Source organism: Paenibacillus lycopersici (assembly GCF_010119935.1).
Taxonomy (GTDB): Bacteria; Bacillota; Bacilli; order Paenibacillales; family Paenibacillaceae; genus Paenibacillus_Z; species Paenibacillus_Z lycopersici.
On sequence record NZ_CP048209.1, the window covers coordinates 3,113,347 to 3,138,154 of the forward strand.

The 24,808-nt window shown below is 58.4% G+C and carries 21 protein-coding genes; 17 read left to right on the top strand and 4 right to left on the bottom strand.

What is annotated here, in order from left to right:
* The first annotated feature begins 33 nt into the window (after positions 1–33).
* Positions 34–2,274: an ABC transporter ATP-binding protein gene (locus GXP70_RS13840; protein WP_162357356.1), complete on the top strand. Its 2,241-nt coding sequence runs from the start codon at positions 34–36 to the stop codon at positions 2,272–2,274.
* Positions 2,275–2,631: 357 nt separating this feature from the next.
* Complete coding sequence (locus tag GXP70_RS13845; RefSeq protein WP_162357357.1) at positions 2,632–4,341, top strand: ABC transporter ATP-binding protein; 1,710 nt, start codon at positions 2,632–2,634, stop codon at positions 4,339–4,341.
* Between the two features lie 6 nt (positions 4,342–4,347).
* On the opposite strand, the gene GXP70_RS13850 is transcribed toward GXP70_RS13845, so the two are convergent.
* A complete protein-coding gene (locus tag GXP70_RS13850; protein ID WP_162357358.1) occupies positions 4,348–5,199 on the bottom strand; it encodes an AraC family transcriptional regulator in 852 nt (283 codons plus the stop codon).
* Between the two features lie 128 nt (positions 5,200–5,327).
* On the opposite strand from GXP70_RS13850, the gene GXP70_RS13855 reads away from it, so the two are divergent.
* The 10 genes from GXP70_RS13855 (at position 5,328) to GXP70_RS13900 (ending at position 16,380) form a co-directional block, all read left to right on the top strand.
* On the top strand, positions 5,328–7,271 hold the full coding sequence (locus GXP70_RS13855; protein ID WP_162357359.1) for a glycoside hydrolase family 127 protein: 1,944 nt from the start codon (positions 5,328–5,330) through the stop codon (positions 7,269–7,271).
* Positions 7,272–7,379: 108 nt separating this feature from the next.
* Complete coding sequence (locus GXP70_RS13860) at positions 7,380–7,940, top strand: GNAT family N-acetyltransferase (protein WP_162357360.1); 561 nt, start codon at positions 7,380–7,382, stop codon at positions 7,938–7,940.
* 13 nt (positions 7,941–7,953) lie between these two features.
* On the top strand, positions 7,954–8,493 hold the full coding sequence (locus GXP70_RS13865) for a P-loop NTPase family protein (RefSeq protein WP_162357361.1): 540 nt from the start codon (positions 7,954–7,956) through the stop codon (positions 8,491–8,493).
* A gap of 194 nt (positions 8,494–8,687) precedes the next feature.
* Positions 8,688–9,395, top strand: a complete 708-nt coding sequence (locus GXP70_RS13870; RefSeq protein WP_162357362.1) for a DNA alkylation repair protein — start codon at positions 8,688–8,690, stop codon at positions 9,393–9,395.
* A gap of 45 nt (positions 9,396–9,440) precedes the next feature.
* Entirely contained in the window at positions 9,441–10,280 is an 840-nt protein-coding gene (locus GXP70_RS13875; protein ID WP_162357363.1) for a P-loop NTPase family protein, read from the top strand.
* Between the two features lie 193 nt (positions 10,281–10,473).
* The gene (locus GXP70_RS13880; RefSeq protein WP_162357364.1) at positions 10,474–10,971 is read left to right on the top strand and encodes a DinB family protein; all 498 of its coding nucleotides are present in this window, start codon (positions 10,474–10,476) and stop codon (positions 10,969–10,971) included.
* Positions 10,965–11,336: a VOC family protein gene (locus tag GXP70_RS13885; protein ID WP_162357365.1), complete on the top strand. Its 372-nt coding sequence runs from the start codon at positions 10,965–10,967 to the stop codon at positions 11,334–11,336. Before GXP70_RS13880 ends, GXP70_RS13885 begins: the two co-directional genes overlap by 7 nt.
* 760 nt (positions 11,337–12,096) lie before the next feature.
* On the top strand, positions 12,097–13,863 hold the full coding sequence (locus GXP70_RS13890; RefSeq protein WP_162357366.1) for an ABC transporter ATP-binding protein: 1,767 nt from the start codon (positions 12,097–12,099) through the stop codon (positions 13,861–13,863).
* Positions 13,832–15,703 carry an ABC transporter ATP-binding protein gene (locus tag GXP70_RS13895; RefSeq protein WP_162357367.1) on the top strand — a complete coding sequence of 624 codons (1,872 nt, stop codon included), beginning with the start codon at positions 13,832–13,834 and terminating at the stop codon, positions 15,701–15,703. The genes GXP70_RS13890 and GXP70_RS13895 overlap by 32 nt, the downstream gene beginning before the upstream one ends.
* Positions 15,704–15,870: 167 nt before the next feature.
* Positions 15,871–16,380 (top strand): thiol-disulfide oxidoreductase DCC family protein, encoded by a 510-nt coding sequence (locus GXP70_RS13900; protein WP_162357368.1) that lies wholly within the window; start codon positions 15,871–15,873, stop codon positions 16,378–16,380.
* A gap of 36 nt (positions 16,381–16,416) precedes the next feature.
* Here the strand turns inward: GXP70_RS13900 and GXP70_RS13905 are convergent, their stop codons facing one another.
* From GXP70_RS13905 to GXP70_RS13915, 3 genes are read right to left on the bottom strand one after another with little or no spacing between them, the layout of a single operon-like run.
* On the bottom strand, positions 16,417–17,586 hold the full coding sequence (locus tag GXP70_RS13905) for a Ger(x)C family spore germination protein (RefSeq protein ID WP_225442796.1): 1,170 nt from the start codon (positions 17,584–17,586) through the stop codon (positions 16,417–16,419).
* A gap of 13 nt (positions 17,587–17,599) precedes the next feature.
* Entirely contained in the window at positions 17,600–19,072 is a 1,473-nt protein-coding gene (locus tag GXP70_RS13910; protein ID WP_162357369.1) for a spore germination protein, read from the bottom strand.
* A complete protein-coding gene (locus GXP70_RS13915; RefSeq protein ID WP_162357370.1) occupies positions 19,069–20,166 on the bottom strand; it encodes a GerAB/ArcD/ProY family transporter in 1,098 nt (365 codons plus the stop codon). The genes GXP70_RS13910 and GXP70_RS13915 overlap by 4 nt, the downstream gene beginning before the upstream one ends.
* A 237-nt stretch (positions 20,167–20,403) precedes the next feature.
* Between GXP70_RS13915 and GXP70_RS13920 the strand changes: the two genes are divergently transcribed.
* From GXP70_RS13920 to GXP70_RS13940, 5 genes are all read left to right on the top strand, one after another.
* Positions 20,404–20,880 carry a DUF2975 domain-containing protein gene (locus GXP70_RS13920; protein ID WP_162357371.1) on the top strand — a complete coding sequence of 159 codons (477 nt, stop codon included), beginning with the start codon at positions 20,404–20,406 and terminating at the stop codon, positions 20,878–20,880.
* 8 nt (positions 20,881–20,888) lie between these two features.
* Complete coding sequence (locus GXP70_RS13925; RefSeq protein WP_162357372.1) at positions 20,889–21,122, top strand: helix-turn-helix domain-containing protein; 234 nt, start codon at positions 20,889–20,891, stop codon at positions 21,120–21,122.
* The gene (locus GXP70_RS13930; protein ID WP_225442797.1) at positions 21,103–21,897 is read left to right on the top strand and encodes a DUF817 domain-containing protein; all 795 of its coding nucleotides are present in this window, start codon (positions 21,103–21,105) and stop codon (positions 21,895–21,897) included. Before GXP70_RS13925 ends, GXP70_RS13930 begins: the two co-directional genes overlap by 20 nt.
* Before the next feature lie 139 nt (positions 21,898–22,036).
* The gene (locus GXP70_RS13935) at positions 22,037–23,107 is read left to right on the top strand and encodes an ABC transporter substrate-binding protein (protein ID WP_162357373.1); all 1,071 of its coding nucleotides are present in this window, start codon (positions 22,037–22,039) and stop codon (positions 23,105–23,107) included.
* Positions 23,100–24,737, top strand: a complete 1,638-nt coding sequence (locus GXP70_RS13940) for an AraC family transcriptional regulator (protein WP_162357374.1) — start codon at positions 23,100–23,102, stop codon at positions 24,735–24,737. Before GXP70_RS13935 ends, GXP70_RS13940 begins: the two co-directional genes overlap by 8 nt.
* Positions 24,738–24,808 lie beyond the last annotated feature (71 nt).

Sequence of the window (24,808 nt, forward strand, 5' to 3'; positions counted from 1 at the left end):
AGGCAGTGCTTGCTAAAAGGGGAGAAACCGGAAATGAATCTCAATTTCGAGCTTGCCGAGCAGGATCTTATCGCTGCCAGGCAGGCTGTCGGTCAGAACGTTCGTTACAGCGTGCCTGCCGATCTATCGCTGACCGGTCGCAGAATGTCGGGATTTCTCGTCATCGGGGATGAGAAATGGGCGTATATCGAGCAAGGACGCGTCATCGAGCAGCGCCATATCGCGGAAGCTTCCAAATACAAAATCCTTCCGCTCGTCGGCAACGCGGTGCTGGAAGCCGAAGTCGACGGCACCAAACGGATCATCGTCCGCGTCACGATGCAGCATGCGGCAAGATACGGCTTCATCGCTCAAATTCTGAACGACATGTCGGCGAAGCGGCAGATTCGCATCTTCAACACCGAAGACGAGCCGCTCTGCGCCAATTGCGGCGGCCCGCTCATTCGCGGCACGCGCGTCTGTCCGCGATGCATGAACAAGTCCGCGGCGCTCAAGCGGCTGTTCGCGGTATCCCGTACGCACTGGAAGAAGCTCGCGCTCGGACTCGTCATCCTCTTCGCTTCCTCCGGCATCGCGCTGGTCGGGCCGTATTTTCAGAAGCTGCTGGTCAACTCCGCGCTCCAGCCGCTCGACGGTCACGCGGACAAGACGATATTCTACGCGGCCATTGCCGGCTTGCTGGGCGTGCTGCTGTTCGGCGAGCTGCTGAACATCTCGAAGAACCGCGTCATGGCCGGCGTGAGCTCGGGCATCGCGGCGGATCTGCGCAAGATGGTATTCGACAAGACGCAGCAGCTGTCGCTCGGCTTTCTGACCTCGCAGCGGGCGGGGGATATCATGAACCGCGTCACCTCCGATACCGACCGGATCCGGCAGCTCATCCAGGAATTGTGCACGACGGCCATCTTCCAGCTTATCATGCTGGTCTGCGCGAGTTATCTGCTCTTCCATGCGGATTGGCGCCTCGCCATCGTCGTTCTCATCCCGGCGCCGATTGTCGCTTACTTGCACCGGTATATATGGAAATCGGTGCTCTGGAAGCTGTTCCACAAGCAGTGGCGCGTGTACGACAAGGCGAACTCGTTCCTGCATGACGTGCTGAGCGGCATTCGCGTCGTGAAGGCGTTCGGCAAGGAGGAGCGGGAAATCAAGAAGTTCCGCGCCTACAACAGCGAATTCGCGGCGGCGACGGTGAACAGCGAGAAGCTCTTCAGCATCCTGTCGCCGATTACGAACTATCTCATCGAGATGGGGCAATATTTCGTTCTGTTGATCGGCTGCGGCATGATTCTCGACAAGCAGATGAATATCGGGGAACTGATCCAATTCAGCTCCTATGCGTCCATGATCTTCGGTCCGATCGCATGGCTGATGTTCATGCCGAGGTGGGTCGCCAACGCCGTCATCTCGATTGACCGCGTATTCTCGGTCATCGACGAGCAGCCCGAGGTCATGGACTCGGAAGACAGCGGGAAGCACCGAATCCAAGGGCATATCGCGTTCCGCGATGTGATATTCGGCTACAAGACCTACGAGCCCGTGCTCAAAGAAGTGAATTTCGAGGTCAAGCAAGGCGAGATGATCGGGCTTGTCGGCCATTCGGGCTCCGGCAAATCAACGCTGATCAATTTGGTCTCGCGCTTCTATGACGTGACCGACGGCCAAATACTGATCGACGGCGTCGATATTCGGTCGATCGCCCAGGAGGAGCTTCGCTCCCAGATCGGGGTCGTGCTGCAGGAGACCTTCCTGTTCACGGGGACGATCATGGAGAATATCCGCTACGCCAAGCCGGATGCGACCTATGAGGAAATCATTCTGGCGGCGCGGGTCGCGAACGCGCATCAATTCATCATCAATTTCCCGGACGGATACGACACGATGCTCGACGAGAACGGCAACAACTTGTCCGGCGGCGAGCGGCAGCGGATTGCGATCGCGAGGGCGGTCCTGAACAACCCGCGCATTCTCATCCTGGACGAAGCGACGGCCTCTCTCGATATCGACACGGAGACGGCAATTCAAGAAGCGCTGCAGCGGGTGACGAAGAACCGGACGACGATCGCGATCGCGCACCGGTTGTCGACGCTTCGCCACGCCGACCGGCTGATCGTGCTGGAGAAAGGCGAAGTCGCGGAGGTCGGCACGCATACGGAGCTGCTGGAGAAGAAGGGTATCTACTACGGCCTGATCCATGCGCAGCGCAACATGTCGAAGAAGCAGGAGCAGCAGCCGGGCGTGCAGCAGCCGGCTTCCGTGGAGATTACGGCGTAGACGATCGCCAGACCGGCTGGCGGCCGCACGCATTGCGCGCAGCCGCCAGCCGGTCTATAATGGGGATATCTTCCGACACGAGGTGAACAGGATGAACGTCCGAATCGTTCGAGGTAGCTAGTTTTCGGGCTGGACAAAACGCGTACCAGCCGCCAAGGGGGTTCTCTGCCCTTTTTGGCCACGCGAAAACATACCTGCGAACGGTCTCGGACGGCATCGATCCTGCTTGAAAGCCAAGGGACCCGGCGTCAGCATAGCCATGTACCGACATGCGTATCGACATGTCCGTGCTTCGCGCTATTCCATCGCTGAAGCGCCTTGGCTTTCTTTTATTCTCTCAACCGGAGGAAGATAACGATGATTCAAACCTGCCTGGTCTATTTCAAGCGGACCATTCTGCTCTACGTCGTGCTCGGTTTTCTCGTTCAATTCTGCAGCGCGTACGGCATCACGCTTTTTCAACAATTGCTGGACAACGTCGCGGCTGCCAGCGGTTTCAACGCCGCGCTCCCCTTGGTCATGCTGTACGGCGCGATGCTGGCCGTAACGACGATCGTCAATTACCTCATACTATATCCCCAAACCTATCTGTCCGCCGGAATCATGGAGAAGCTGAAGCTGCTGGCGTTCGGCAAAGTGTCCCGAATCGATTACGCCGCCTACCAGAACATCGGCACGGGCGAAATGATCAAAGTGATCGAGAACGGCGCCGCCGCCGGGACGCAAATCATCCACGCCTTCTACTTGCGCATCCTCCAAGAGCTGCTGCCGACGGTGCTCTTCAGTCTATTGTTCATCAGCCGCTACAGCCCGACCGTCATGCTGATCATCGGAGCGGGCTATGCGGTCATCTTCGGCATGAATCACGTGCTGCTTCGCGTGCTGTACCGGTTCAAGTCCGCGCTTCTGGAGAGCCAGGAGAAGATGTCCGCGCAATCGGTCCGCGGTTTCATGGAGCTGGTCGTGTTCAGGCTGAACAAGCGCTACCGGAAGGAAATGGAACGCATGCAGCGCACGGCAGAAGACATCGTGTCGAAGAGCACGCAGATCCGCATGATTCACGAATCGTTCTTCGCGGTGTTCGCCCTGTTAGTTAATGGCATTAAGATTGTTGTATTAGTTTATGGCATTAAACGAATTCTGGAGGGAGACACGTCCATCGGCGCAATCGTCGCGCTGCTCTTGTTCATTGAGCATGTATACTCGCCAATTGCGATATTCAATGTCCTGTTCGTAGACTACAAGCTGAACCGCGTCGCTTTCGCCCGGCTTGAACGGTTCGCGAACGCGCCTGAAGACATGAACCTGGAGACAGGGAGGGAGGTCGGAGAGCTGAAAGGGGACCTCGCCTTCGAGCATGTGACATTCGGATACGGCGGCACGGAGGCGCTGAGGAATGTAACGTTTGCCGTCAAGCGCGGAAGCTCCGTGGCGATCGTCGGCTTAAGCGGGAGCGGGAAATCGACGCTCATCAAGCTGATGCTCGGGCTGCTGAAGAAGCAGTCCGGCAGCATCCGGTGGGACGGCTCCGATATCGACGAGCTCAAGCTGAACAGCTTGTACGATCATGTGTCGTATATTTCGCAGGAAGCGCCGATCTTCGCCGACTCGATCCGCGGCAATATCGACTTCGACCGCGAGCTGCCCGATGAGCTCATTTACGACATCCTGACGCTGGTTCGCATGAAGGAGGAAGTGCTGCGCATGCCGGACCGGCTCGACGCCTTGGTCGGCGAGAAGGGCATGAAGCTATCGGGCGGGGAGCGGCAGCGGCTGGCATTCGCTCGCATCATCGCGCAGCGGCGGAACGTCGTCATCTTAGATGAGCCGGTCTCCGGGCTCGATAACATCACGGAGAAGACGATTATGGATGAGGTGCTGCGGCTGTTCCGCGGCCGGACGCTCGTCATCGTCGCGCACAGGCTTCATGCGATCGCGAATGTCGACACGATCCTTCTCGTCAAGGACGGAGAAGTCGTCGGTGAAGGCTCTTTCGCCGAGCTCATCCAGACCAGCGGGTATTTCCAAGCCTTGTGGCAGCAGGACAGCCGAAACGGCGCCCGGTGAGCGCAATCAACTCAGCACCTGCCGGCGAAATTGGAGGGGCGTGACGCCGACGCTGCGCTTGAAGCAGGTGGAGAAATAGGGCGCATACCGGAATCCGACTTCTTCGGCAATCCGCTCGATCGGCCATTCGGTGGAGACAAGCAGGCGTTTGGCCCGGTCCAGCCGGAATTGCAGCAAATAATGCATCGGCGTGACGCCGTAATTCGTCTTCATGCAGCGCACGACGTAATTCGGATGAAAGTGAAGCGCGGCCGCCACCGATTCGTTCGTCAGCTCTTCCTGATAATGCTGCTGCAAATAAGCGGCCGCCTGCTCCGCCAGCTTGGTCGAGGGAGACTGCGTCCCGCCGATATTCCGTTCTTCGAGCAGGGAGAGCAGCCGGGACAGCAGGCGCTGCTCCTCCCAGAACGAGTCGCCGACCGGCAGGGCGAGCAGGCGGCGCATCAGCCCGAACGCTTCCTGCGGAACGGGCAGCGCGGCTTGCTTCACGAGCCGCATCGCGTAGGGATTGCCGAACGGCAGCGATGACGCGGCATCGTCGGCCGCGGTATCGCGGGAGCCGCGGTTCCATTCGCAATGCTCGAAGTGCACCCAGTAGAAGCTCGTCTCCCGTTCGCAAGGCTTGACCGCGTAATGCTCGCCGTCCGGCAGCAGGAGCAGCGTATCGCCGGCGCCGAGCGTCCATTCCTGTCCGTTCTCGCCGATGTGGAGCGCTCCGCCGATCACGATCAAGAGATCGTACAGTCCGAGATTCCTGCGGTTCGGATGGCGCTCGCCGACCCGGAAGTCCGAACGTCCGGACTCCCAATAATAGGGCAGCGGCGGCGTCTGCAATTCGACGATGGCCGATTTGCTCATGATCGATCCCTCCATGGACTGTGTTATTTTGTATAAGTTTAAGTTGATTCTATTGCTGTTGCAGCTGCTCTAAAAAGAATAAACTGGAGGCCATGAAGTGTCAATTTCTATATAAATGAGGTGGAGCTATGCATACCTTGCATACTCGGATTAACGACAGCTTCTGGAATAACTACATGGAGCTCGTTCGCGAGACCGTGATTCCTTATCAGTGGGAGGCGCTGAACGACCGGATCGAAGGAGCGGAGCCCAGCTACGCCATCCGGAATTTCCGTATCGCGGCCGGACTGGAGGAAGGCGAATTCGGCGGGTTTATCTTTCAGGATACCGATCTCTACAAGTGGCTGGAGGCCGTCGCCTATTCGCTGAAGCGCCATCCCGACCCGGAGCTGGAGCGGATCGCGGACGACGCCATTGCGTTGATCGGCCAAGCCCAGCACGAAGACGGCTACGTGAACACGTATTTCACGATCAAAGAGCCCGGCAAGCAGTGGACGAATTTGCACGAAGCCCATGAGCTGTACTGCGCGGGTCATATGATCGAAGCGGCCGCGGCCTATTATCAGGCGACGGGCAAACGCGGCTTGCTGGACATCGCGTGCCGGTTCGCCGATTTGATCGATCGGCTGTTCGGCGCGAAACCGGGTCAGATCCGGGGCTATTGCGGCCATCAGGAGATTGAATTGGCGCTCGTCAAGCTGTATGCCGTTACGGGCGAGGCGCGGTATCTGAGCTTGAGCCAATACTTCATCGATGAACGGGGCAGCATGCCGAACTTCTTCATCGACGAATGGGAGCGCCGCGGCAGGATTGGCCATTGGTCGAACGGCAGGCCGAGTCCGGCATACAATCAAGCCCATCTGCCGGTGCGCGAGCAAACGGCCGCCGTCGGACATTCGGTGCGGGCGGTTTACATGTACACGGCGATGGCGGACCTCGCCCGCTTGACAGGCGATGCCGGGCTGCGGGAAGCATGCGAACGGCTGTGGGCGAACACGACCGGCAAGCAGATGTATATTACCGGCGGCATCGGTTCGACGCATAACGGCGAAGCGTTCTCGTTCGATTACGATCTGCCGAACGATACGGTGTACGCGGAGACCTGCGCCTCGATCGGGCTGATCTTCTGGGCACGGCGCATGCTGCAGCTGGAGGCGAAGAGCGAATATGCCGACGTGATGGAGCGCGCGCTGTACAACAACGTGCTCGGCAGCATGTCCAGGGACGGCAAGCACTTCTTCTATGTGAACCCGCTGGAGGTATGGCCGGAGGCCAGCGACAAAAATCCGGACAAACGCCATGTCAAGCCGGTTCGGCAAAAATGGTTCGGGTGCTCTTGCTGCCCGCCTAACGTAGCCCGGCTGCTCAGCTCGCTTAACGATTATATCTACGACGTATCCGAAGACGGCCGGACGCTGTATGCGCATCTGTTCATCGGCAGCGAGGCGACGTTCGGGCTTGCCGGCGGATCGGTCGCGCTGCGGCAGCGGTCCGCGCTTCCGTGGGATGGCCGGGTCGCGTTCTCGGTGTCGTTGCCGGACGGCGAAGAGAGCGTCGCCTTCGAGCTCGCGCTGCGCGTGCCGAACTGGTATCAGCACGGCCGTCCCGTCTTGAAGATCAACGGAGAGCCGCAGGATTACCGCGTGGCGAACGGCTATGCGCTCATCGCGCGGAGCTGGTCGGACGGCGATGCCGCCGAATGGCTGCTGCCGCTGGAGAGCGCCTTGATCGCGGCCAATCCGCTCATCCGCGCGAACGCGGGCAAAGCCGCGATCCAGCGGGGACCGCTCGTGTACTGCGTCGAAGAAGCGGACAACGGCGCGCCGCTCGCCTCGCTGTCCTTGGCCGCGGCGCCTGATTTGCAGGCGATTCCCGATGACGGGCTGCTCGGCGGCTGCGTCGTCGTCGAAGGCGAGGGGCTTACCGCGGCGCCTTCGGCTTCGGGATGGACCGGGGACCAGCCGTATCGGCCGCTGCGCAAGGAGAGCGCGCCGGTTCGCTTCCGCGCCATTCCTTATTATCTGTGGGGCAACCGGAAGACGGGCGAAATGAACGTCTGGCTGCGCTATTAGTTATGTGTTATTATTTTCCATATCAATTAACAGAGGGCTGCCCGCAAGGCGGCTTTTTCTGTTGAAGCCATGGCATTCGAATGCAGTTATCCATAAGGAGGGATTACGGTGAGGAATGAATCTCCTGTCCTCGCGGGGCGCCGTATTACGTTAAGGCCGCCGATCGAGCAAGACGTTCTGGATTACTTGGCATGCGGCACGAATGCGGAGCTGACGCGCATGTATGGCGGAGACACCAGGCAGCTGAAGGCGCTCACGCTGGAGACGGCGACGGCTTATATCGACCGTATCCGGTCGCAGCCGTTGAACTGGTGCATCGAATGGGAAGGACGGTGCATCGGCGAGGCGAGGCTGACGGTGGAAGCCGAGGACCGCAAAGCCCGGTACGCGGTCGGCATTTTCGACCCCGGCTGCTGGAGCAAGGGGATCGGGACGGAAGCAACGACGATGGTGCTGCGTTATGCGTTCGCACGGCTGCGCCTTCACCGGGTCGATCTGAAGGTGCTGGAATATAACCGCCGCGCAATCAGGTGCTACGAGAAATGCGGTTTCGTCATCGAAGGCAAGGAACGGGAGGGCGCCTTCATTGAGGATCGCTTCGAGACGGATATCATCATGAGCATCCTGGAGCAGGAATACAGGGCCATGGCGGCCAATCCCGAGGAATAAGGAGACAGACCGCATGCGCAAAGTTCTTGTGATCGGTTCGCCGGGCGCAGGCAAATCCACGCTCGGCAAAGCATTGGCCCGGCTCACGGGCTTGCCGCTGTATCATCTCGACGCGCTGTATTGGAAGCCGAACTGGGCGAAGACGCCGAATGCGGAATGGGACGAGCTGCTGCGGCGGCTGGTCGCGGAACCGGCGTGGATTATCGACGGCAATTACGGACGGACGCTAGACATTCGCATTCAGGCGGCCGATACGGTTATCTTGCTCGATAAGCCTCGCTTATTATGCGAGTGGCGCGTCATCAAACGCAGAGTCACCGCTATCGGCCGGGTGCGCTCGGATATGGGGGACGACTGCGTCGAGCGGCTTCTCGTCGACCGCGAGTTCGTCGCCTTCCTCCGCTTTATTTGGAATTTCCCGAAGGCAAGCGGCATCGAAGGGAAGCTGCGGCGATTAGCAGGCGAGGGTTCGGGTAAGCGGATCATACGGCTGCGGTCGGATCGCGAAGCAGCGGCATATCTCGCGCAATTGCGGCAGGAAGGCGGGCATTGATATGTATCGCGCAGAGCGTTTGCCGGGGCGCCGCACTTTCTCATGGCAGCTCATGAATAGACAAGGAGACGGGGAGTCGGGAAATGCGGCGATGCGCTGGCTATTCCAGTGCCGGCGCTGTTATGATTTGAAGGGAGTCCTCGTACGGACTCTTCGAACGAAATAACCGATCATCCATATAAGGAGGCATGCCCATGAATGCAGCAGAGGTCATGCAGGAGCTTGAAACGCTCGGCAAGGATCGCCTCAAGAAGATGTACGGCTCCAACGGCGCGCGGGAGCCTCTCTTCGGCGTAGCGACGGGAGCGATGAAGCCGCTAGCCAAGCTTATCAAGAGAAATCAGCCGTTGGCCGAAGAGTTGTATGCGACCGGGAACTACGATGCCATGTATTTCGCGGGCGTCATAGCGGATCCGAAAGCGATGACCGAAGCCGATTTCGAGCGTTGGATCGAGGGAGCGTATTTCTACATGCTGTCCGATTACGTCGTGGCGGTGACGCTGGCGGAGACGGATATCGCGCAAGCGGTCGCCGACAAATGGATCGCGAGCGGCGACGAACTGCGAATGTCCGCGGGGTGGAACTGTTACTGCTGGCTGCTCGGCAGCCGGAAGGACGGCGAGTTCGACGAAAGCAAGCTGTCCCGGATGCTGGATCAGGTTGCCGAGACGATTCATGACGCGCCCGAACGAGCCAAATACGCGATGAACTTCTTTATCTACACGGTTGGGGTATCGTATCTTCCGCTTCACGATAAAGCGGTAGAGACCGCGAGAGCCGTAGGCCCTGTCGAAGTGAACAAGGACAAGAAGAAGAGCAAGTTCATTGATGCATACGAGAATTTGAAGAAGGAAATCGAGAAAGGCAGACTCGGCTTCAAGCGCAGCTATGTACGGTGCTGATCGAAGGGCCCGCCGGAAACGATACGGGAAAGGAGTTGGCTTGCTTTGCATCCGAAGTTAGTGCTGATCGAAGGGCTGCCGGGATCGGGCAAATCGACGACCGCTCGGCTGGTGCATGAGCTATTAGGCGAGAAGGGCATACCGGCGCGGCTGTATACGGAAGGAAATCCGGATCATCCCGCCGATTATGAAGGCGCCGCCTGGTTTGAACCGCAAGCATTCGAACGGCTGCTGCAGTCGAGCGGGGAACACTGCGGCTTCCTGGCTCGCCATGCCCGGCAGGAATCCGGCGGTTACGTGCTGGAGTATCGCAAGCTGCAGCATGCGGGAGGATTTCCGGCAGATCTGCTGGCCGCCGTATCGGCCAATGACATCTATGAACTGCCGTTCGCGCAGAATCGCGCATTGATTACGAATCGCTGGCGGTCGTTTGCCGAGCGCGCGATGGGCGGCCCGGACAATACGTTCGTGTTCGAATGCTGTTTCATTCAAAATCCCGTCACCGTCGGCATGATCAAGCATGGCGAGGCCCCGGGAGAGGTCGCGAGCTACGTGGCCGAATTGGCTTCGATCGTGGAGCCGTTAAATCCGCTGCTCCTGTACGTCGATCAGGACGATCTGGACCATTCGTTCCGCAAAGCCGTCGCGGAGAGGCCGAAGGAATGGGCGGACGGTTTTATGGCCTACTATACCGGACAAGGGTATGGGCGAGAACATGGCTGCGAAGGGCTGGAAGGCACGATTCGAGTGCTCGAAGCGAGGCGCAGGCTGGAAGCCGATATCTACGAAAGCATCCCTTTCGGTAAGCTTTCAGTGAACAATTCCTGCTTCGATCCGCAAGCTTATCGTCAGGAGCTGCAGGCGATCGTAGCTGCGCGCTTCTGATTGACCGATCGATTGGACATGTATTTAATGCAACTAATTAATAGTGTTAATGAACTGGAACAGCGATGAAAATGCGCTTGCGGCGGTGAACGGGGTTCATCGCTTTTTTGTTGAGAATTTTATTTACGAGGGAACGTACGTTTGGTATGATCGATTCATGAGCATGCAGTAAAATATTGGGAGCGTGAGTCGCTTGGATCAGGCAACGATTGTAATTGATCTGCTGTTAAGGAAGTACAAGGCGGACCGGAAGTGGACGCGCATCGTGCTTGAGCAGTTATCCGAAGAAGACATCCGGTGGTCGCCGACCCCCGAGAGCAACAGCATCGCCAATTTGGTCGCGCACATTGCGGGCGCCGCTCGCCAATGGTTTGATGCTGCGTATTTCGGCGCTGCTTACATCGAGGATCGCAGCGAAGAGTTCGAACGCGGGCTGCCGATGAGCAAAGCGCAGGCGTTGGAATTATCGGAGCGATCGTACGACAGCATCGTGCGGGTTCTCGAGATGATGCAGGCCGACCCCGACAGGCTGCTGGAGAAGCCGTACCTCGCTTATCCGCCCTTCAACGGCGGGCTTGACAACAATGCGACCATACTGGAGATGCTGCTGCATCAATTCAGACACTTGCCGAGCCATCTGGGGCAAATCATCTACATCGCGAAGATGAGGAAGGGGGAGCTCCAGTGGTAACGTTGAAGAGCGCTTATCTAGGCATTCCCGTGAGCGATCTGGAGGCTGCGGCCGAATGGTACGGGGAGCATTTCGGGTTCAAGGTCGTCACGCGAGACCCGATCTTCCTGAAGCTGCTAACCGAGACAGGCGTAACCATCTGCCTGAGCAAGCATGATCCGCCCTTCCGTTCCCATATGCAGCTGCCGGACGGGCCGTTTCCGGTTCAGGGATTTATCGTTGCCGATGCCGAGGCGGTGCATAACGAGCTGCGGCAGCGCGGCGTCGAGGTCGGTCAATTGTTCGACTATCAAGGTCAATCTTTCTCGTTCTACGATCTGGACGGCAATTTCATCGAGGTATGGAGCTTGCCGGACAAGGAATAACCTGCTCGGACAAGCTGCGGAGCAGGCGCCGCCGCCTAACGGACGAATGTGGCCCAGGTCTGGACGGTTTGGACGGATTCCGGAGGAATTGCAGCCGGCATGACCCGCTAGCGAATAAAGTGAAAGCTCCCCAATTACGAAATCGGGGGCTCAGGCAGTCGAGTAAATAGATGAAGCCGCACCGCCTGAACGGGATAACCCCCAATAGGCAACGGACACAGGAGCCGCTATTTGTATGGAAATCGGTGTTTTGGGCTGGCGATCGGACACAGGATTCGTTATTGCCTCCGGATAGCGCCGAATGGCTGCCTGTGGGGTGAAATAGCGCATCTCCTGTCCGCGAGCACACGGAATGACAAGGAACGCCGGCTAATAACGCATCTCTTGTCCGCTTCAATGGCCCATTGATCCCATCCAAGACAATCAATGGTCCCCCAAGCAGACCGCAGGCCATAGAGACCCCCATGTTTCCTGAGAGAATTATAAATCGCCGATCGTTCATTCGAAAAGTCGCGCTCGCATCGGTTTTCATAAATAAAAATAAGAATGCCAAAATCGGCTGGCATTTATCCACACGCTAAGCTCCTCGAAATCGGGGAGCTTTCGTATTTTCGCAATTGACACAATGCATACGAGCGTATACGATATTCGTATACATTTGTATGCATAAGGAGTGGGCATTCATGAAAGTTGCGCATGGCATGAGACGGTTTGACGCAGCGGAGCATCCGTCCATAACGGAAGAAGGGGAGCCGATCCTATGTGGGCGTTGAGCGCGTATATCAAGCCGTATCGGAAATTCGTGCTCCTCGGGCCGCTGTTCATGATCATGGAAGTTTTCTTCGATTTGCTGCAGCCGCGGCTGGCCGCGCATATCGTCAATTTCGGCGTCGTCGAGCGCGATTTCGGCGTGATCGAGAAGACGGCGTTCATCATGGCCGCCGTGGCGCTGCTTTCGCTGGCGACCGGCGTCGGCTGCAACCTGTTCGCCAGCCGGGCCTCGCAGAATTTCGGCGCGGACATCCGCGAAGCGTTGTTTACGAAGGTGCAGTCCTTCTCCTTCGAGAATTTGGAGCATTTCAAATCGGGCTCGCTCATTACCCGCATGACAAGCGACGTCGTACAGGTGCAGAACTTGGTGCAAATCCTGCTGCAAGGCTTGGTGCGGGCGCCGAGCCTGCTCGTCGGCAGCGTCATCATGGCGATGCTGATGAATCTGCGGCTAGGGCTCATTCTGCTCGGCACGCTCGTCATCCTCGTGGCGGTGCTGTTCGTCCTCATCCGCTACTCATCGCCGTTATTCGCGCAAGTTCAAACCAAGCTGGATGCGTTGAATACGCGAATCCAGGAGAACGTGGCCGGCATTCGGGTCGTCAAGGCGTTCGCGAGGTCCGACTTCGAGAAACGGCGTTTCCGGGAAGTGAACCGGGATTACACGAATCGCTCCATTCAAGCGGCCCGCATGATCGCGCTGAATTCGCCGATCGTCACGCTCATTATGAACGCGTGTCTCGTGATTATCCTGCTGTACGGCGGACGATCGGTTTCTTTCGGCTCCGTTCAGGTGGGGGACATGATCGCATTCGTTAACTATGTCCTGCAAGCGCTCGCCTCGCTGCTCATGGTCAGCGGATTGCTGATGAACGTCACGCAGGCCAACGTATCCGCCAAACGCATCGATGAAGTGCTTACCGCGCAGCCTCATATGACGGATCCCGCGACGTCTTCCGTTGCAGCTGTCGCAGCCCGGCACGTCAAGCTGGAGGACGTATCGTTCTCGTACGGCGGCTCGTCCGCTCCGAAGGAGCTGGCAGTGCGGAATATCGACATCGAAGCGAAACGCGGCGACACGATCGCCATCATCGGCGCCACAGGTTCCGGCAAATCGACGCTAGTCCAGCTTATTCCGAGGCTGTATGACGTTACGTCAGGCTCCATTCGGATCGACGGGACGGATATTCGGGACATTCCGTTAGCCGAGCTCCGGCGCAGCATCGGCATGATCCTGCAGGAGTCGTTTCTGTTCACGGGCACGATCCGGGACAATCTGGCGTTCGGCAAGCCCGATGCGACGCAGGAAGAAATCGAGGAAGCGGCGAGGATCGCCCAAGCGCATGACTTTATCGCGAAGCTTCCCGAAGGTTACGGCACGAAGCTCGGACAGAAAGGCGTCAACCTGTCGGGAGGGCAGAAGCAGCGGATTGCCATTGCCCGCGCGCTGCTGATCAAGCCGCCGATCATCATTATGGACGACAGCATGAGCGCGCTCGATCTCGGCACCGAGCGGCGGCTTCGCACGGCGCTCGAGCGTTTGACGAAGGACGCGGTTACGTTCCTGATCGCCCAGCGCATCTCTACGGTCGTCGGCGCGCAGCGCATCGTGGTGATGGACGAAGGCGCCGTCGCCGGCAGCGGCACGCATGATGAATTGATGCGCTCGTGCGACGTCTATCAAGATATCTATCGTTCGCAATTCGGCAATCAGGAGGTGTCCCATGTCGGGCGGCAATTCCACTCCAACCACTAATCCAACCGCTAACGGGAACAAACCGGCGGTCAACTGGGACCAGATGGGCTTCCGGCAAGGGCCCGGCCCGCAGCTTGGGGGACCCCCGAAGGTCAGGTCGAAGAATACCGCGGGCACGCTGCGCAGAATCGGAGGGTATCTGAAGCTGCAGCGCCGCTCGCTGCTGCTGGTCATCCTCTGCACGGTCATTGCGACGGGGCTCACGCTGCTGTCGCCGTATTTGATCGGCAGGATGATCGACGATTATATCGTTCCGCAGCGCTACGCCGGCTTCACGCGCATGGGCATGCTGCTGCTCGGCGTGTATGCGCTCGGCGCGGCGTTTACCTGGATTCAGCAATACGCTGCCTCCAGTCTCTCCCTGAACAGCGTGCGGGACATGCGGCAGGATTTGTTCGACCAGTACCAGCGGCTGCCGGTGTCGTTCTTCGACGGCCGAACGCACGGCGAACTGATGAGCCGGGCGACCAACGATATCGCCAATGTGTCCAATACGCTGAATCAAACCGTCATCCAGCTGATCTCAAGCGTCCTGATGCTTGTCGGCAGCGTGGCGATGATGCTAAGCCTGAGCCTATGGATGACGCTCATCACGGTGCTGACGATACCGCTCATTGCTTACGTCACGAAGAAAATAACGAAATATACCCGCCATTACTTCTCGGAGCAGCAGCGCCATCTCGGCGAAGCGAACGGGTACGTGCAGGAAATCATCTCCGGCATGAAGGTCGTGAAAGTATTCGGAAACGAGCAGCGGTCGATCGAGCGTTTCAATGAGATCAACGAACGCTTGCGCACGATCGGCATCAAGGCGCAGAGCCTCTCCGGTTCCATGGGGCCGATGATGAACACGATGCGCAACATCAGCTTCGTCGTCATCGCGGTATTCGGCGGCATGTTCGCTTATCACGAATGGATTACGATCGGCGTCATTCTCAGCTTCTTGAACTATGCCAATCAGTTCAGCCAACCGATCAATCAGCTGGCCAACCAATACAACCTGTTCCAATCCGCGGTTGCCGGGGCGGAGCGCGTGTTCGAGGTCATGGATCTCGAGCCGGAAAATGCGGATGAGGCCGGGACCAAGCATGTCCGTCTGAACGGCGAGGTGATTTTCGATCAGGTGCATTTCGGCTATAAGCCGGATATGGACGTCCTGCGCAGCATCAACCTGCATGCGCATCCGGGGCAGACGATTGCGCTCGTCGGTCCGACGGGGGCGGGCAAAACGACGGTAATCAACCTGTTGACGCGATTCTACGAAATCCGCTCCGGACGAATCCTCCTGGACGGGGAGGACATTCGGAAGATCGATAGGGAGACGCTGAGACGGCAAATCGGACTTGTCCTGCAGGATGCCTATGTATTCTCGGGGACGATCCGGGACAATATTCGTTATGGCCGGCTGGATGCCACGGACCATGAGGTGGAGGAGGCGGCAAGGCTGGCGAACGCCGAGGGCTTCATCCTGAAGCTGCCGCAAGGCTACGACACCCCCGTCAACGCCGAAGGCGGCAACTTGAGCCAAGGTCAGCGGCAGCTGCTCACGATCGCGCGCGCCGTGCTGGCGAACCCGGCGATTCTCATCCTCGACGAAGCGACGAGCAGCGTGGACACGAGAACGGAGCTCCATATTCAAGAAGCGATGCGGACGCTCATGCAAGGGAGAACGAGCTTCGTGATCGCGCACCGGCTGAGCACGATCCGGGAGGCGGATATGATTCTGGTCATCAACGACGGGCAGGTTGCGGAGCAGGGCACGCATGACGAGCTGCTGCGGCAAGACGGCTTCTACGCCGGCCTGTACCGAAATCAATTCGCGCAGGATCAGGCCGGCTGAGTACGACGCATGCGATGAACAGCTGCGGGGTCTGCTCCAACTGCACTTATCGAAGAAGGGTACTACGTCACGTAGTACCCTTCTTCGGCGTCCGGCTATGAAAGTTGGCACTGAGCGGCCGCCGCTCCCCGGCTTACAATATCGGTAAGCGAAGGAGGGATACCGCAATGAAACGAACAAGCTCCGGCGAGGAAACCGATTGCGTAATTCTCATAGACGGGGAGTGCCCGCTCTGTCATCGAATGGCCCGGTTCGTCAGCAAGCGTGACGCCGCGGGTCGATTCCGGTTTGCCGCGCTCCGTTCGACGGCCGGAAGAAGACTGCTGGCAGAATGCGGGATGAGCGGAGGCTTCGCGGATCCAGCCGATGGAGAGACAGACGGTCCGACGAGCGGAGAAGCTGCCGATACGTTCGTCTTGATCGAGAACGGGCGTTGTTTCACCCGATCCACGGGCGCGCTGCGGGTGCTGCGCAAGCTTGACGGCCTGTGGCCGCTTATGTACGGGGCCGTTATGCTGCCGGCTGTCATCCGCGACGGCGTCTACAAGCTTATCGCGCGCTCGCGTTACCGCATCTTCGGTCGCGGCCGCGGTTCAAATGTATGCGAGCTGCCGGACGTTCGATTGCGGGACAGATGGATTGTCGACGCAGAAGCGGACGGACCGGGCAAGCGATGAAGGCAGCGGCATGATTGGCCGCATCGCCGCTTAAGCTTATTTGATATTGCCGTTGTACTTGCCCGTGCTCGTGATGCTCGCGTGAACGTGCACGCTGCGAAGCGACGCTTCGTCCAGGAAGAAGCGGTCACGGCTCGTCAGCTTGCGAAAGACGGCGGGATGCTTCCGATACAGCAATTCCTCCAGTTGGAACGGATCGCAGCGCTTGCGCAGCGCCTTGCGGTATGTCTCGCGGATCTCGTCCTCGATCGCCTTCTCCGCTCTCCGTTCCATCTCGGCGATCGGCGTATTGCGCATTTCATAAACCGTGCCTTTCACCCGCACGGTAATGTCGAAGCGCGGTTCGCCGCTTGCCTTGACAATCTTGAGCTTCATTCGCGGGTGCACGAACATCACCATATCCTTATATCCGTCATCCCTGGGAAGCTGCAGCGGCGTATGATTCAGGTTTCTGTTGCTCCATCTGACGCCCTGCAGATCGGAGACGGACATCCAGGCGAACGCGCGGTCTTCCTCCAGGAAGAAAGCGCCTTTAACCATGGACATGGACCGGGGAAGCTTGTCCTCGTGCCATGTCTTGTCGGACGAGGAAATATCGGGAATCATCGCCGTGATTCCGGGTTCGTTCACGTTCGCAATGCCTCGGTTGCCGCTTAACGGCAGCAGGAACGTCAGATCGCTGTCCATTTGGGTGCCCGAGAACATGGTCGTATCCAGCGGGGACAGGTTGAAAATCGATTTCTGCGTAAGGATGTCGGACAGGTTGTCTTTCGTGCCGTATACGTATACGTTATACCGGATCTCGCGGTAGCGGTTCAACGTCAGATACAGTTCCTTGACGCCTCGCCGCATCGCCCTCTCCGACATGACGATCGTCTTCAGATGGCCCATGAACAACGGGAACTGCGACGTCGTGTTCATATCGGAGAACGATTCCGTAATCGATACGCCATGCCCGATTCCGAGCCAGACCGGCACTTTCTTGCCCAGTTCGCCGTTCTCCGTCCGCGCGACGTTGGAGAAATTGAGCACTTGCGCGTACGTAACGTATTTGCCGTCTACGTAATCGATCCCCATCGCCGTCACGTAAGCCAAGCTCTGGATGTCTTTCGCGCTCCCGCAGCCAGGCAGCGTGCACACGGCGGCAAGCACAAGGCATGCCGCCGCGAAGCGCGTGAGCGGATGGCGCCGCCGCATGTCGAACATGCTCTCAACTCCCTTATTTGTCATCGTCCTGCGTCCGCAGGACCGAAGGCCTGCGGCGCATCATGAACCATGGCACGCGCAGGAAGGACGTAATGATCTCCCGAAGGCTGAGCGGCGACAAAGGCGCGAGATAATTGACGCCGAACGAGCGTTGGCTGGACAGATAGGCGATGAACACGACGATGCCGAGAATCACCCCGTACATCCCGAGATAACACGCCAGGCCGAAGAAGAAGAAGCGCAGGATACTGACGACCGCGCTGAGCGATTGATTGACGAGCGTGGTGCTCGATACGGCCGTTATGGCGCCGATGACGACGACCGAAGGCGAAATCAGGCCCGAGCGGATGGCCGCGTCGCCGATGATCAAACCGCCGATCGACGTGAGCGTCTGGCCGATCGCGCTTGGCAGGCGCACGCCGGCTTCGCGGAAGATTTCGAGCATCATCATCAGAATGAGCAGCTCGATCTGCGACGAGAAGGGCAGGCCGAGACGGGACACGGAGATCGTCGCCATGATCCGGAACGGGATCTGATCCTGGTGGAAAGCCACCAATGAAACCCAGATCGCCGGCAGAAACACGGATAGAAACAAGCTGAACAGCCGAATGAGCCGCGCGAACGACACGTAGGAATAATTGAAATGCACGTCCTCCGGCGATTTCAAGATGATGCTCAGTCCTGCCGGCGCAATGAGGACGAGCGGATTGCCGTCCACGATAAGGACGAACCGGCCGGCGAGCAGTCCTGCGACGCAATAATCGGCCCGTCCCGTCATATCGAGCAGCGGCAGCAGCTTCAGCCGCGACCCCGTCAGCATTTCTTCGAGCTGGTTGATGCTGTATAGGCCGTCGACATCGATCTTGGCCAGCTTCTTCCGGACATCCGCCAATATTTTGACATTGATGATGTCGTCGAAATACAGCAGCGCCGCCTTCGTTTTGGTGCGCCTTCCGAGCGTGAACGATTCCACGTGCAGCGAATGGCTGCGGATGCGTTTGCGGATGAGCGCGACGTTCGTGCTCAAGTCTTCGTTGAATCCATCCTTAGGACCTTTAATCGATATTTCGGTGTTGGACTCTTCGGGAGACCGCTGCGGCCGACGGTTGATGCCGAGCGTGAACCAGCGCCGGTCCCGGACGAAGAAGAGGACGAGATTGCCTTCGAATATCATTTCGTCCAGCGTATCGACCGATGGGACGGATGAATTGCCAGCCATCGGCACGAGCGAGAGCCGCGTTATCAACGTATCCAGCGACGTCGCTTCCGGCGCGGACGACGGCTCCGCCGCTCCGAAATGCCGGCTGAGCGATGGCAGCACGACTTCGTGCACGATCGCCGTGTCGCACAAGCCGATTGCATATATGAGCAGCGCCTCGGGCTGCTCTAGGTCGCCATACCGGCAAGCTTCGATGAAGACGTCCGCCGAACCGCCGTAGATCTGCCGCAAGCTTTCTTCCGTCCAGTCTTCGGTGTTCGCGTTCATGTCGATTCCTCCTTTCGGATCGGTTTGGAGAACAGCGTTACGGCTGTCCATGCCGCAGCGACCGTGCCTAGGATAACGACCGAGACGGGAATATAAACATGATACAGCCAGCGATAGTAGAGGTAATCGTTCATCGGCATCATAGCGAAGACGAGATAGCTGCACATGACGATCGCGATCATCCATTGGCGATGCGCGTTCTTCTTGAACGGCATCAGATCCGCAAGCAGGAAGACCGCCAAGCTGATGCGGATGGAAGCACCGGCCAGCCATTGGAAAATCGAGAAGAAATCGACATGCTCGATATACTGCCCGATTTTGATCAGGCGCCATTGCTCATAGGGAGAAGCCATTTGGTTCGCGGCTTCGGTCGGTCCGAATTCGGTGATGCCTCCGATGACGGGGCCGGTCATGATGACGACGAAGTACAAGCCCAGCAGCAGCAGATGCCACGGCTTCACCTTGTGGACCAGGCGATGCTGGAGCAGAAGCGCCAGCGTTATTTCCGCGTAGCCGCCGATCGCGTAGAGCCCGCCGTCGAATACCGGTCCCCAGCCCTGTTCGAGCATCGGCCGCAGCAGCCGAAAATCCTTCTCCGGCGCATTGAACGTACTGACGAAGATGCCGAGCAGCGTGACGACGGGCAGCAGCACGCCGGACGTGATCGCGATCGTGCTCATCCCCCAGAGTGCGAGCACGAGACAGATCGCCACCAGCGCCGACGATGTACCGAGCGAGGCCGTGGCCGGCAAGTAATTGGCCGCGTTCCATTTGACGGTATGGATCACGGTCGTGGCGCCGATCGCGTACAACAGGACGGCGATCGGAACGAGCAGTGTCCAGGAGAACGCCGGATGCGTCTTCTTCGATATCCAATCATGCAGGTTCATTTGGCCGGTCTTGCGCATGATCCATGACAGCACGAGGCACCACGCTACGAACATCGCGCCGGTCGACAGCGTCGTTATCCAGGCATCGCGGCCGGAGCTGCCGAGCAGCATCGGATTGATAATAACGTGATCGGTCAGTCCGTTCATCAGCGAGAACATCATGAATAATTGCAGAAAATTAATTTGGCTGGTCGATTTATTCAAAGGTCGAGCACCTCATGTCCTTCGTCTTGTCTGCATCCTTTATTCATGCCAATAAAAGGGGAATTCTATGTATTTCGCTGCTGTTATGGAGAGCTGCATGACCGGAGCGAAAGCGGAATAGAGGAGTGAACGAATCAAGATAACAATATGAAATAACCATTTATCGATTAAAATATATTGTAAAACGATAAATTTATGGTATATTCAAACAGAGATTAATGAAATGAGGTGCATGTCGTGGAACGAGGAACAACACTCCTGCTGAAGGCGACAGTCTGCCTGCTCGCGCTCCCGGTTCTGGCCGTATGCCTGGTAGGGCTGCCCCTGTTCGCGAGAAACGCGTCCGATCTGTATCCGGCGTATTGGCTCTATCCGTTAATCGTCATCGCTTACGCGTCCGCGATTCCGTATTTCATGGCGCTGTACCAGTCATTCAAGCTGCTGATCTTCATCGACCGGAACGACGCTTTCTCCGATGGCTCCGTGCTGGCATTGCGCAAAATTAAGCTGTTCGCGATCGCGATCGCCGTCCTGTTTACGGCAAGCCTGCCGTTCTTGTACTTCATTGCGGATCAAGACGACGCCCCGGGCCTCATCATTATCGGCATGGTTATTATTTTCGCATCGATAATCATCGCGGCGTTCGCCGCCGTCCTTCAGAAGCTGCTGCAGAATGCCATCGCGATTAAATCCGAGAACGATTTGACGGTCTGAGGTGAACCATGGCGATGATCATTCATATTGACGTCATGCTGGCGAAGCGGAAAATGAGCGTGACGGAGCTGTCGGAGAGGGTGGGGATCACGATGGCGAATCTCTCGATCTTGAAGAACGGCAAGGCGAAAGCGATTCGGATTTCCACGCTGGAAGCGATATGCAAGGCGCTGGACTGTCAACCGGGCGATATTCTGGAATACAGAGAAGGCGAAGGGGCTAATGAACGGCCGCATGCGTAAGGCGAATCAGCCGATCGCGCAGCTTGCGATCTTCGGCTATCATCAGGCAATGAGCTGCATGTTCCCGGTCGCCATCTTCGGAACGCTGGCGCTGTCGAATGTCATCGCGCCGCCGTTCCTGCATCGGTACGATTTCGTGCTGCTGATTTTGCTGATCGTGCAAGGCTTGATGTATCGCTGCGGCATCGAGACGCGCGACGAATTGAAAGTAATCGGCGTGTTTCATCTCATCGGCCTTCTGCTCGAACTGTATAAAGTTCGGATCGGCTCCTGGTCATACCCTGAGCCCGGATTTACGAAGCTGTTGGGCGTTCCGCTCTACAGCGGATTTATGTACGCTAGCGTAGCCAGCTATTTGTGCCAGATCTGGCGCAGGCTGCGGATGGATATGACGGGCTGGCCGGGACTTGCTAAATCGGGATCGCTTGGCGCCGCCATTTACTTGAACTTCTTCACGCATCATTATATCCCCGATTATCGGTGGTGGCTGACCTTGCTTGTGGTTGTCGTCTTCCGGAGGACGTGGATCATCTATCGCGTGCGGGACAGAACGTACCGGATGCCCTTGACGGCCGCGTTCCTCATCGTCGGATTCTTCATTTGGCTGGCCGAGAATATCGCGACGTTCTTCCACGCCTGGACGTATCCCAACCAGCATCAAGCCTGGCATCCGGTCGGAATCGGCAAAATCAGCTCATGGTTCCTGCTCGTCATTATCAGCGTTATCCTCGTCGCCTGGCTAAAGCACGTGAAAGTAAACCGTGGTCAAATGTAACCAGCCGTTGTTCCTGATTCAGCAAGAATGCTGCCATCGTCAAAAAGACAGCACAAATGATGATTCACAATGCGCGGTCCAGGCACTATACTATTCATAGATAATGATAATCAATCTCAATAATAGGAGCTACTCGAACATGAAACGATTCACACGCATTGCGCATCTCGCACTCATCGTCTTGCTGATTTCCCTGCTGGCCGCTTGCGGCAGCGGCAACAATGCCGACAACGGCGGAAATAACGGAACCGCGGCCGCCTCGAACGACGGCGGGACGGCAGCCGCTTCGAACAACGGGAACGGGTCGCAGACAACCACGGACGAAGGCGCCGCGAACGGCGCCGATACGGGGTCGAACGATTCTTCCGCGCAGAACGCCGGAGACGACGCGGCGGCGCGCGTCATGAAGGATGCCATGGGACATGAAGTTCAAGTGCCCGCTCATCCGCAGCGCGTTCTTGCGCCATTCATGGAAGACCCGCTGGCGGCGCTCGGCATGCAGCCCGTGGCGCAATGGGGCGCGGCCGGCGTTCCGCAGCAGTACCTGCAAGACAAGCTGAAGGACGTGCCCGTCCTGAATATGGAAGGCGGGTTGAAGCCGGAAGAGGCGTTGTCGTACAAGCCCGATTTGATTATTTTCCTGGCGCCGACTTATCTTGCGAACGGCAGCTACGACCAGTTTGCCAAAATCGCGCCGACCTTCGTCCTCTCCGACAATGAAGCGGACTGGCGCGGCAACCTCGAGAAGCTGGGAACGCTGCTGGGTGACGAGGATGCCGCGAAAGCGGCGCTTGCCGCGTACGATCAGCAAGTCGCCGACGCGAAAAGCACGCTCGGCAGCCTTCCGTCCGAGAAGACCGCGGTGCTGATGCAAGCGGACGGAGAGAAGGGCTTCAAGCTGTTCGGCCCGAACTTCTACGGCGGCGAGACGCTCTATAAGACGCTCGGTTTCCAGCAGCCTGCCGTATTGAAAGGCGATTACGATACGTATTCGATCGAGTCGCTCGCGGATTTGAAGGACGTCGATTACATCTTCGTCATTTCCGGTCCGGGCCGCGGCAAGCCGCCGGTCGACAACACGCTCTGGAAGTCGTTGTCCGCCGTCAAGAATAACCGCGTATTCGATGCCGATTCCGGCCACTGGTTCAATGCCAACGCGATAGCGAACGGACTCATCATCGCCGACGTGCTGAAGGATGTTCATGAATAATCGACCTTTCCCTGGCCTGCAGCCTTCCGCTGCGGCCAGGCTTTGTTATTGGCTGCTGGACGTTCAGGCGCTGCGGGACGATGCGCAGCAGCCGCCGTCGGACCGGGCGTTCATCGAGACGAAGTCGCATGTCCTGCTGCTATCGAACGGAAGCGACGGCCGTATTATCGTCGACGGGCGTCTGCATGTGCTGAAGCCCGGATGCCTGTTCATCTGCGCGCCCGGCCAATTGCTCGAAGTGACGAATTTCGGCGGCCAGACGCTGGAGCTGCTGATGCTCTATTTTCAGGCATTCGTTACGCCGAACGGACAAGCGTCGGCGCACATGCCGCCCGAGGGGACGGAGCCGGCGTTCCCGGTTCTCGGCGAAGCGCTGCTCCCTTCGGCAGCGATGGCCAGCCAATTATTCGGCGTCATCGAGACGAGCTGGAAGCAGGGCACCGATTCGGCGCGGCTGCGTTGCGAAGCGGGGCTGCTGGAGCTGCTCAGCCATGCCTTGACGCATCGGGAGCGGCTGACCGAAATGGCGCTCGAACTCGCCCGTCTGGAGCTCGAACGCCACTATGCGAGCGAGATCGCCATCGAGTCGCTGGCGCGGATCGCCGGACTCAGCCGTTTTCACTTCATGCGGCTGTTCAAGGAGCGTTTCGGCAAAGGCGTCGTGGAATACAGGACGGAGCTGCGCCTGCGGGAAGCGAAACGGCTTATGGGCAGCGCGAATTTGACGCTGGCCGAGATCGCCCTGCGCATCGGCTATACGAACGAGAGCTATTTCAGCAGCTTGTTCAAGAAGCAGACCGGAATGTCGCCGGCAGCGTATTTGCGGAGCAGGCAGCGCAGAATCGCCGCCTACAGCTGGATCAATCTCGGTCAACTGCTCGCGCTGCGGACGATACCCGTCGCGGCGCCGATGGATCACTACTGGACGAGCCGTTACCGGAATAAATACGAATTCGAGGTGGCAACGCCGCTCAGCCATCATTACGAATTCAACCTGAAGGCGCTTCGACAGGCCAAGCCGGACGGCATCGTGGCGATTGGCGAGCTCATTCCCCCGGCCGAGCAGAAGAAGCTCCAGCAGCTAGCGCCGACCTTGTTCTTGAGCTGGAACGACGATTGGCGCACCCATCTCGTCAAGCTGGCGGCGTTTCTGGAGCGCGAGGAGGAGGCGGAGGCGTGGCTGCGCAAATACGACCGGGACGCGGCTGCCGTCCGGGCGCGCATCGCGCCTGTCATCGGGCCGGACCGCCTGCTCGTCCTATCAGTCGGCGGGGAGCGGTTAACGGTGTGGGGCCGCCAAGCCGGCAGCGTGCTGTACGGCGATCTGGAGATTGCGATGCCTCCCGAGCTGCGGGACACCGGGTGGCACCGGGAGATTACGCCTTCCGAGCTTGCCGGCATTCAGGCCGAACGCATCCTGGTTCACGTGGAAGGGGGCGCAGCGGCGGAAGCCGCATGGCGCCGGCTCGCCTTGAGCGAGGCATGGCTGGGGCTGCCGGCCGTACGGCGCGGCAGTGTTCATGCGGTTATCGAATACGGCTGCTTCGACGCGCCTTGGAACGATTACGCGGCCGAACCGATCGGCCGCTTCCTGAACGATATCCCGGAATTGCTCGGAATCCCTGATTAAAGGCCGTTATCCTGCCGCTCAGGCCATTCGTTTTCGAGCGGCGGCGGCTTGTAAAAGCTGGTTCCGGCATC

Bases quoted from the DNA above. Each gene is read 5' to 3' on its own strand.
- GXP70_RS13940 (WP_162357374.1), top strand. From the start codon at position 23,100: ATGAATAATCGACCTTTCCCTGGCCTGCAGCCTTCCGCTGCGGCCAGG.
- GXP70_RS13865 (WP_162357361.1), top strand. From the start codon at position 7,954: ATGCGCAAAGTTCTTGTGATCGGTTCGCCGGGCGCAGGCAAATCCACG.
- GXP70_RS13910 (WP_162357369.1), bottom strand. From the start codon at position 19,072: ATGAACGCGAACACCGAAGACTGGACGGAAGAAAGCTTGCGGCAGATC.
- GXP70_RS13930 (WP_225442797.1), top strand. From the start codon at position 21,103: ATGAACGGCCGCATGCGTAAGGCGAATCAGCCGATCGCGCAGCTTGCG.
- GXP70_RS13925 (WP_162357372.1), top strand. From the start codon at position 20,889: ATGGCGATGATCATTCATATTGACGTCATGCTGGCGAAGCGGAAAATG.
- GXP70_RS13840 (WP_162357356.1), top strand. From the start codon at position 34: ATGAATCTCAATTTCGAGCTTGCCGAGCAGGATCTTATCGCTGCCAGG.
- GXP70_RS13905 (WP_225442796.1), bottom strand. From the start codon at position 17,586: ATGTTCGACATGCGGCGGCGCCATCCGCTCACGCGCTTCGCGGCGGCA.
- GXP70_RS13850 (WP_162357358.1), bottom strand. From the start codon at position 5,199: ATGAGCAAATCGGCCATCGTCGAATTGCAGACGCCGCCGCTGCCCTAT.
- GXP70_RS13890 (WP_162357366.1), top strand. From the start codon at position 12,097: ATGTGGGCGTTGAGCGCGTATATCAAGCCGTATCGGAAATTCGTGCTC.
- GXP70_RS13895 (WP_162357367.1), top strand. From the start codon at position 13,832: ATGTCGGGCGGCAATTCCACTCCAACCACTAATCCAACCGCTAACGGG.
- GXP70_RS13900 (WP_162357368.1), top strand. From the start codon at position 15,871: ATGAAACGAACAAGCTCCGGCGAGGAAACCGATTGCGTAATTCTCATA.
- GXP70_RS13855 (WP_162357359.1), top strand. From the start codon at position 5,328: ATGCATACCTTGCATACTCGGATTAACGACAGCTTCTGGAATAACTAC.
- GXP70_RS13845 (WP_162357357.1), top strand. From the start codon at position 2,632: ATGATTCAAACCTGCCTGGTCTATTTCAAGCGGACCATTCTGCTCTAC.
- GXP70_RS13870 (WP_162357362.1), top strand. From the start codon at position 8,688: ATGAATGCAGCAGAGGTCATGCAGGAGCTTGAAACGCTCGGCAAGGAT.
- GXP70_RS13935 (WP_162357373.1), top strand. From the start codon at position 22,037: ATGAAACGATTCACACGCATTGCGCATCTCGCACTCATCGTCTTGCTG.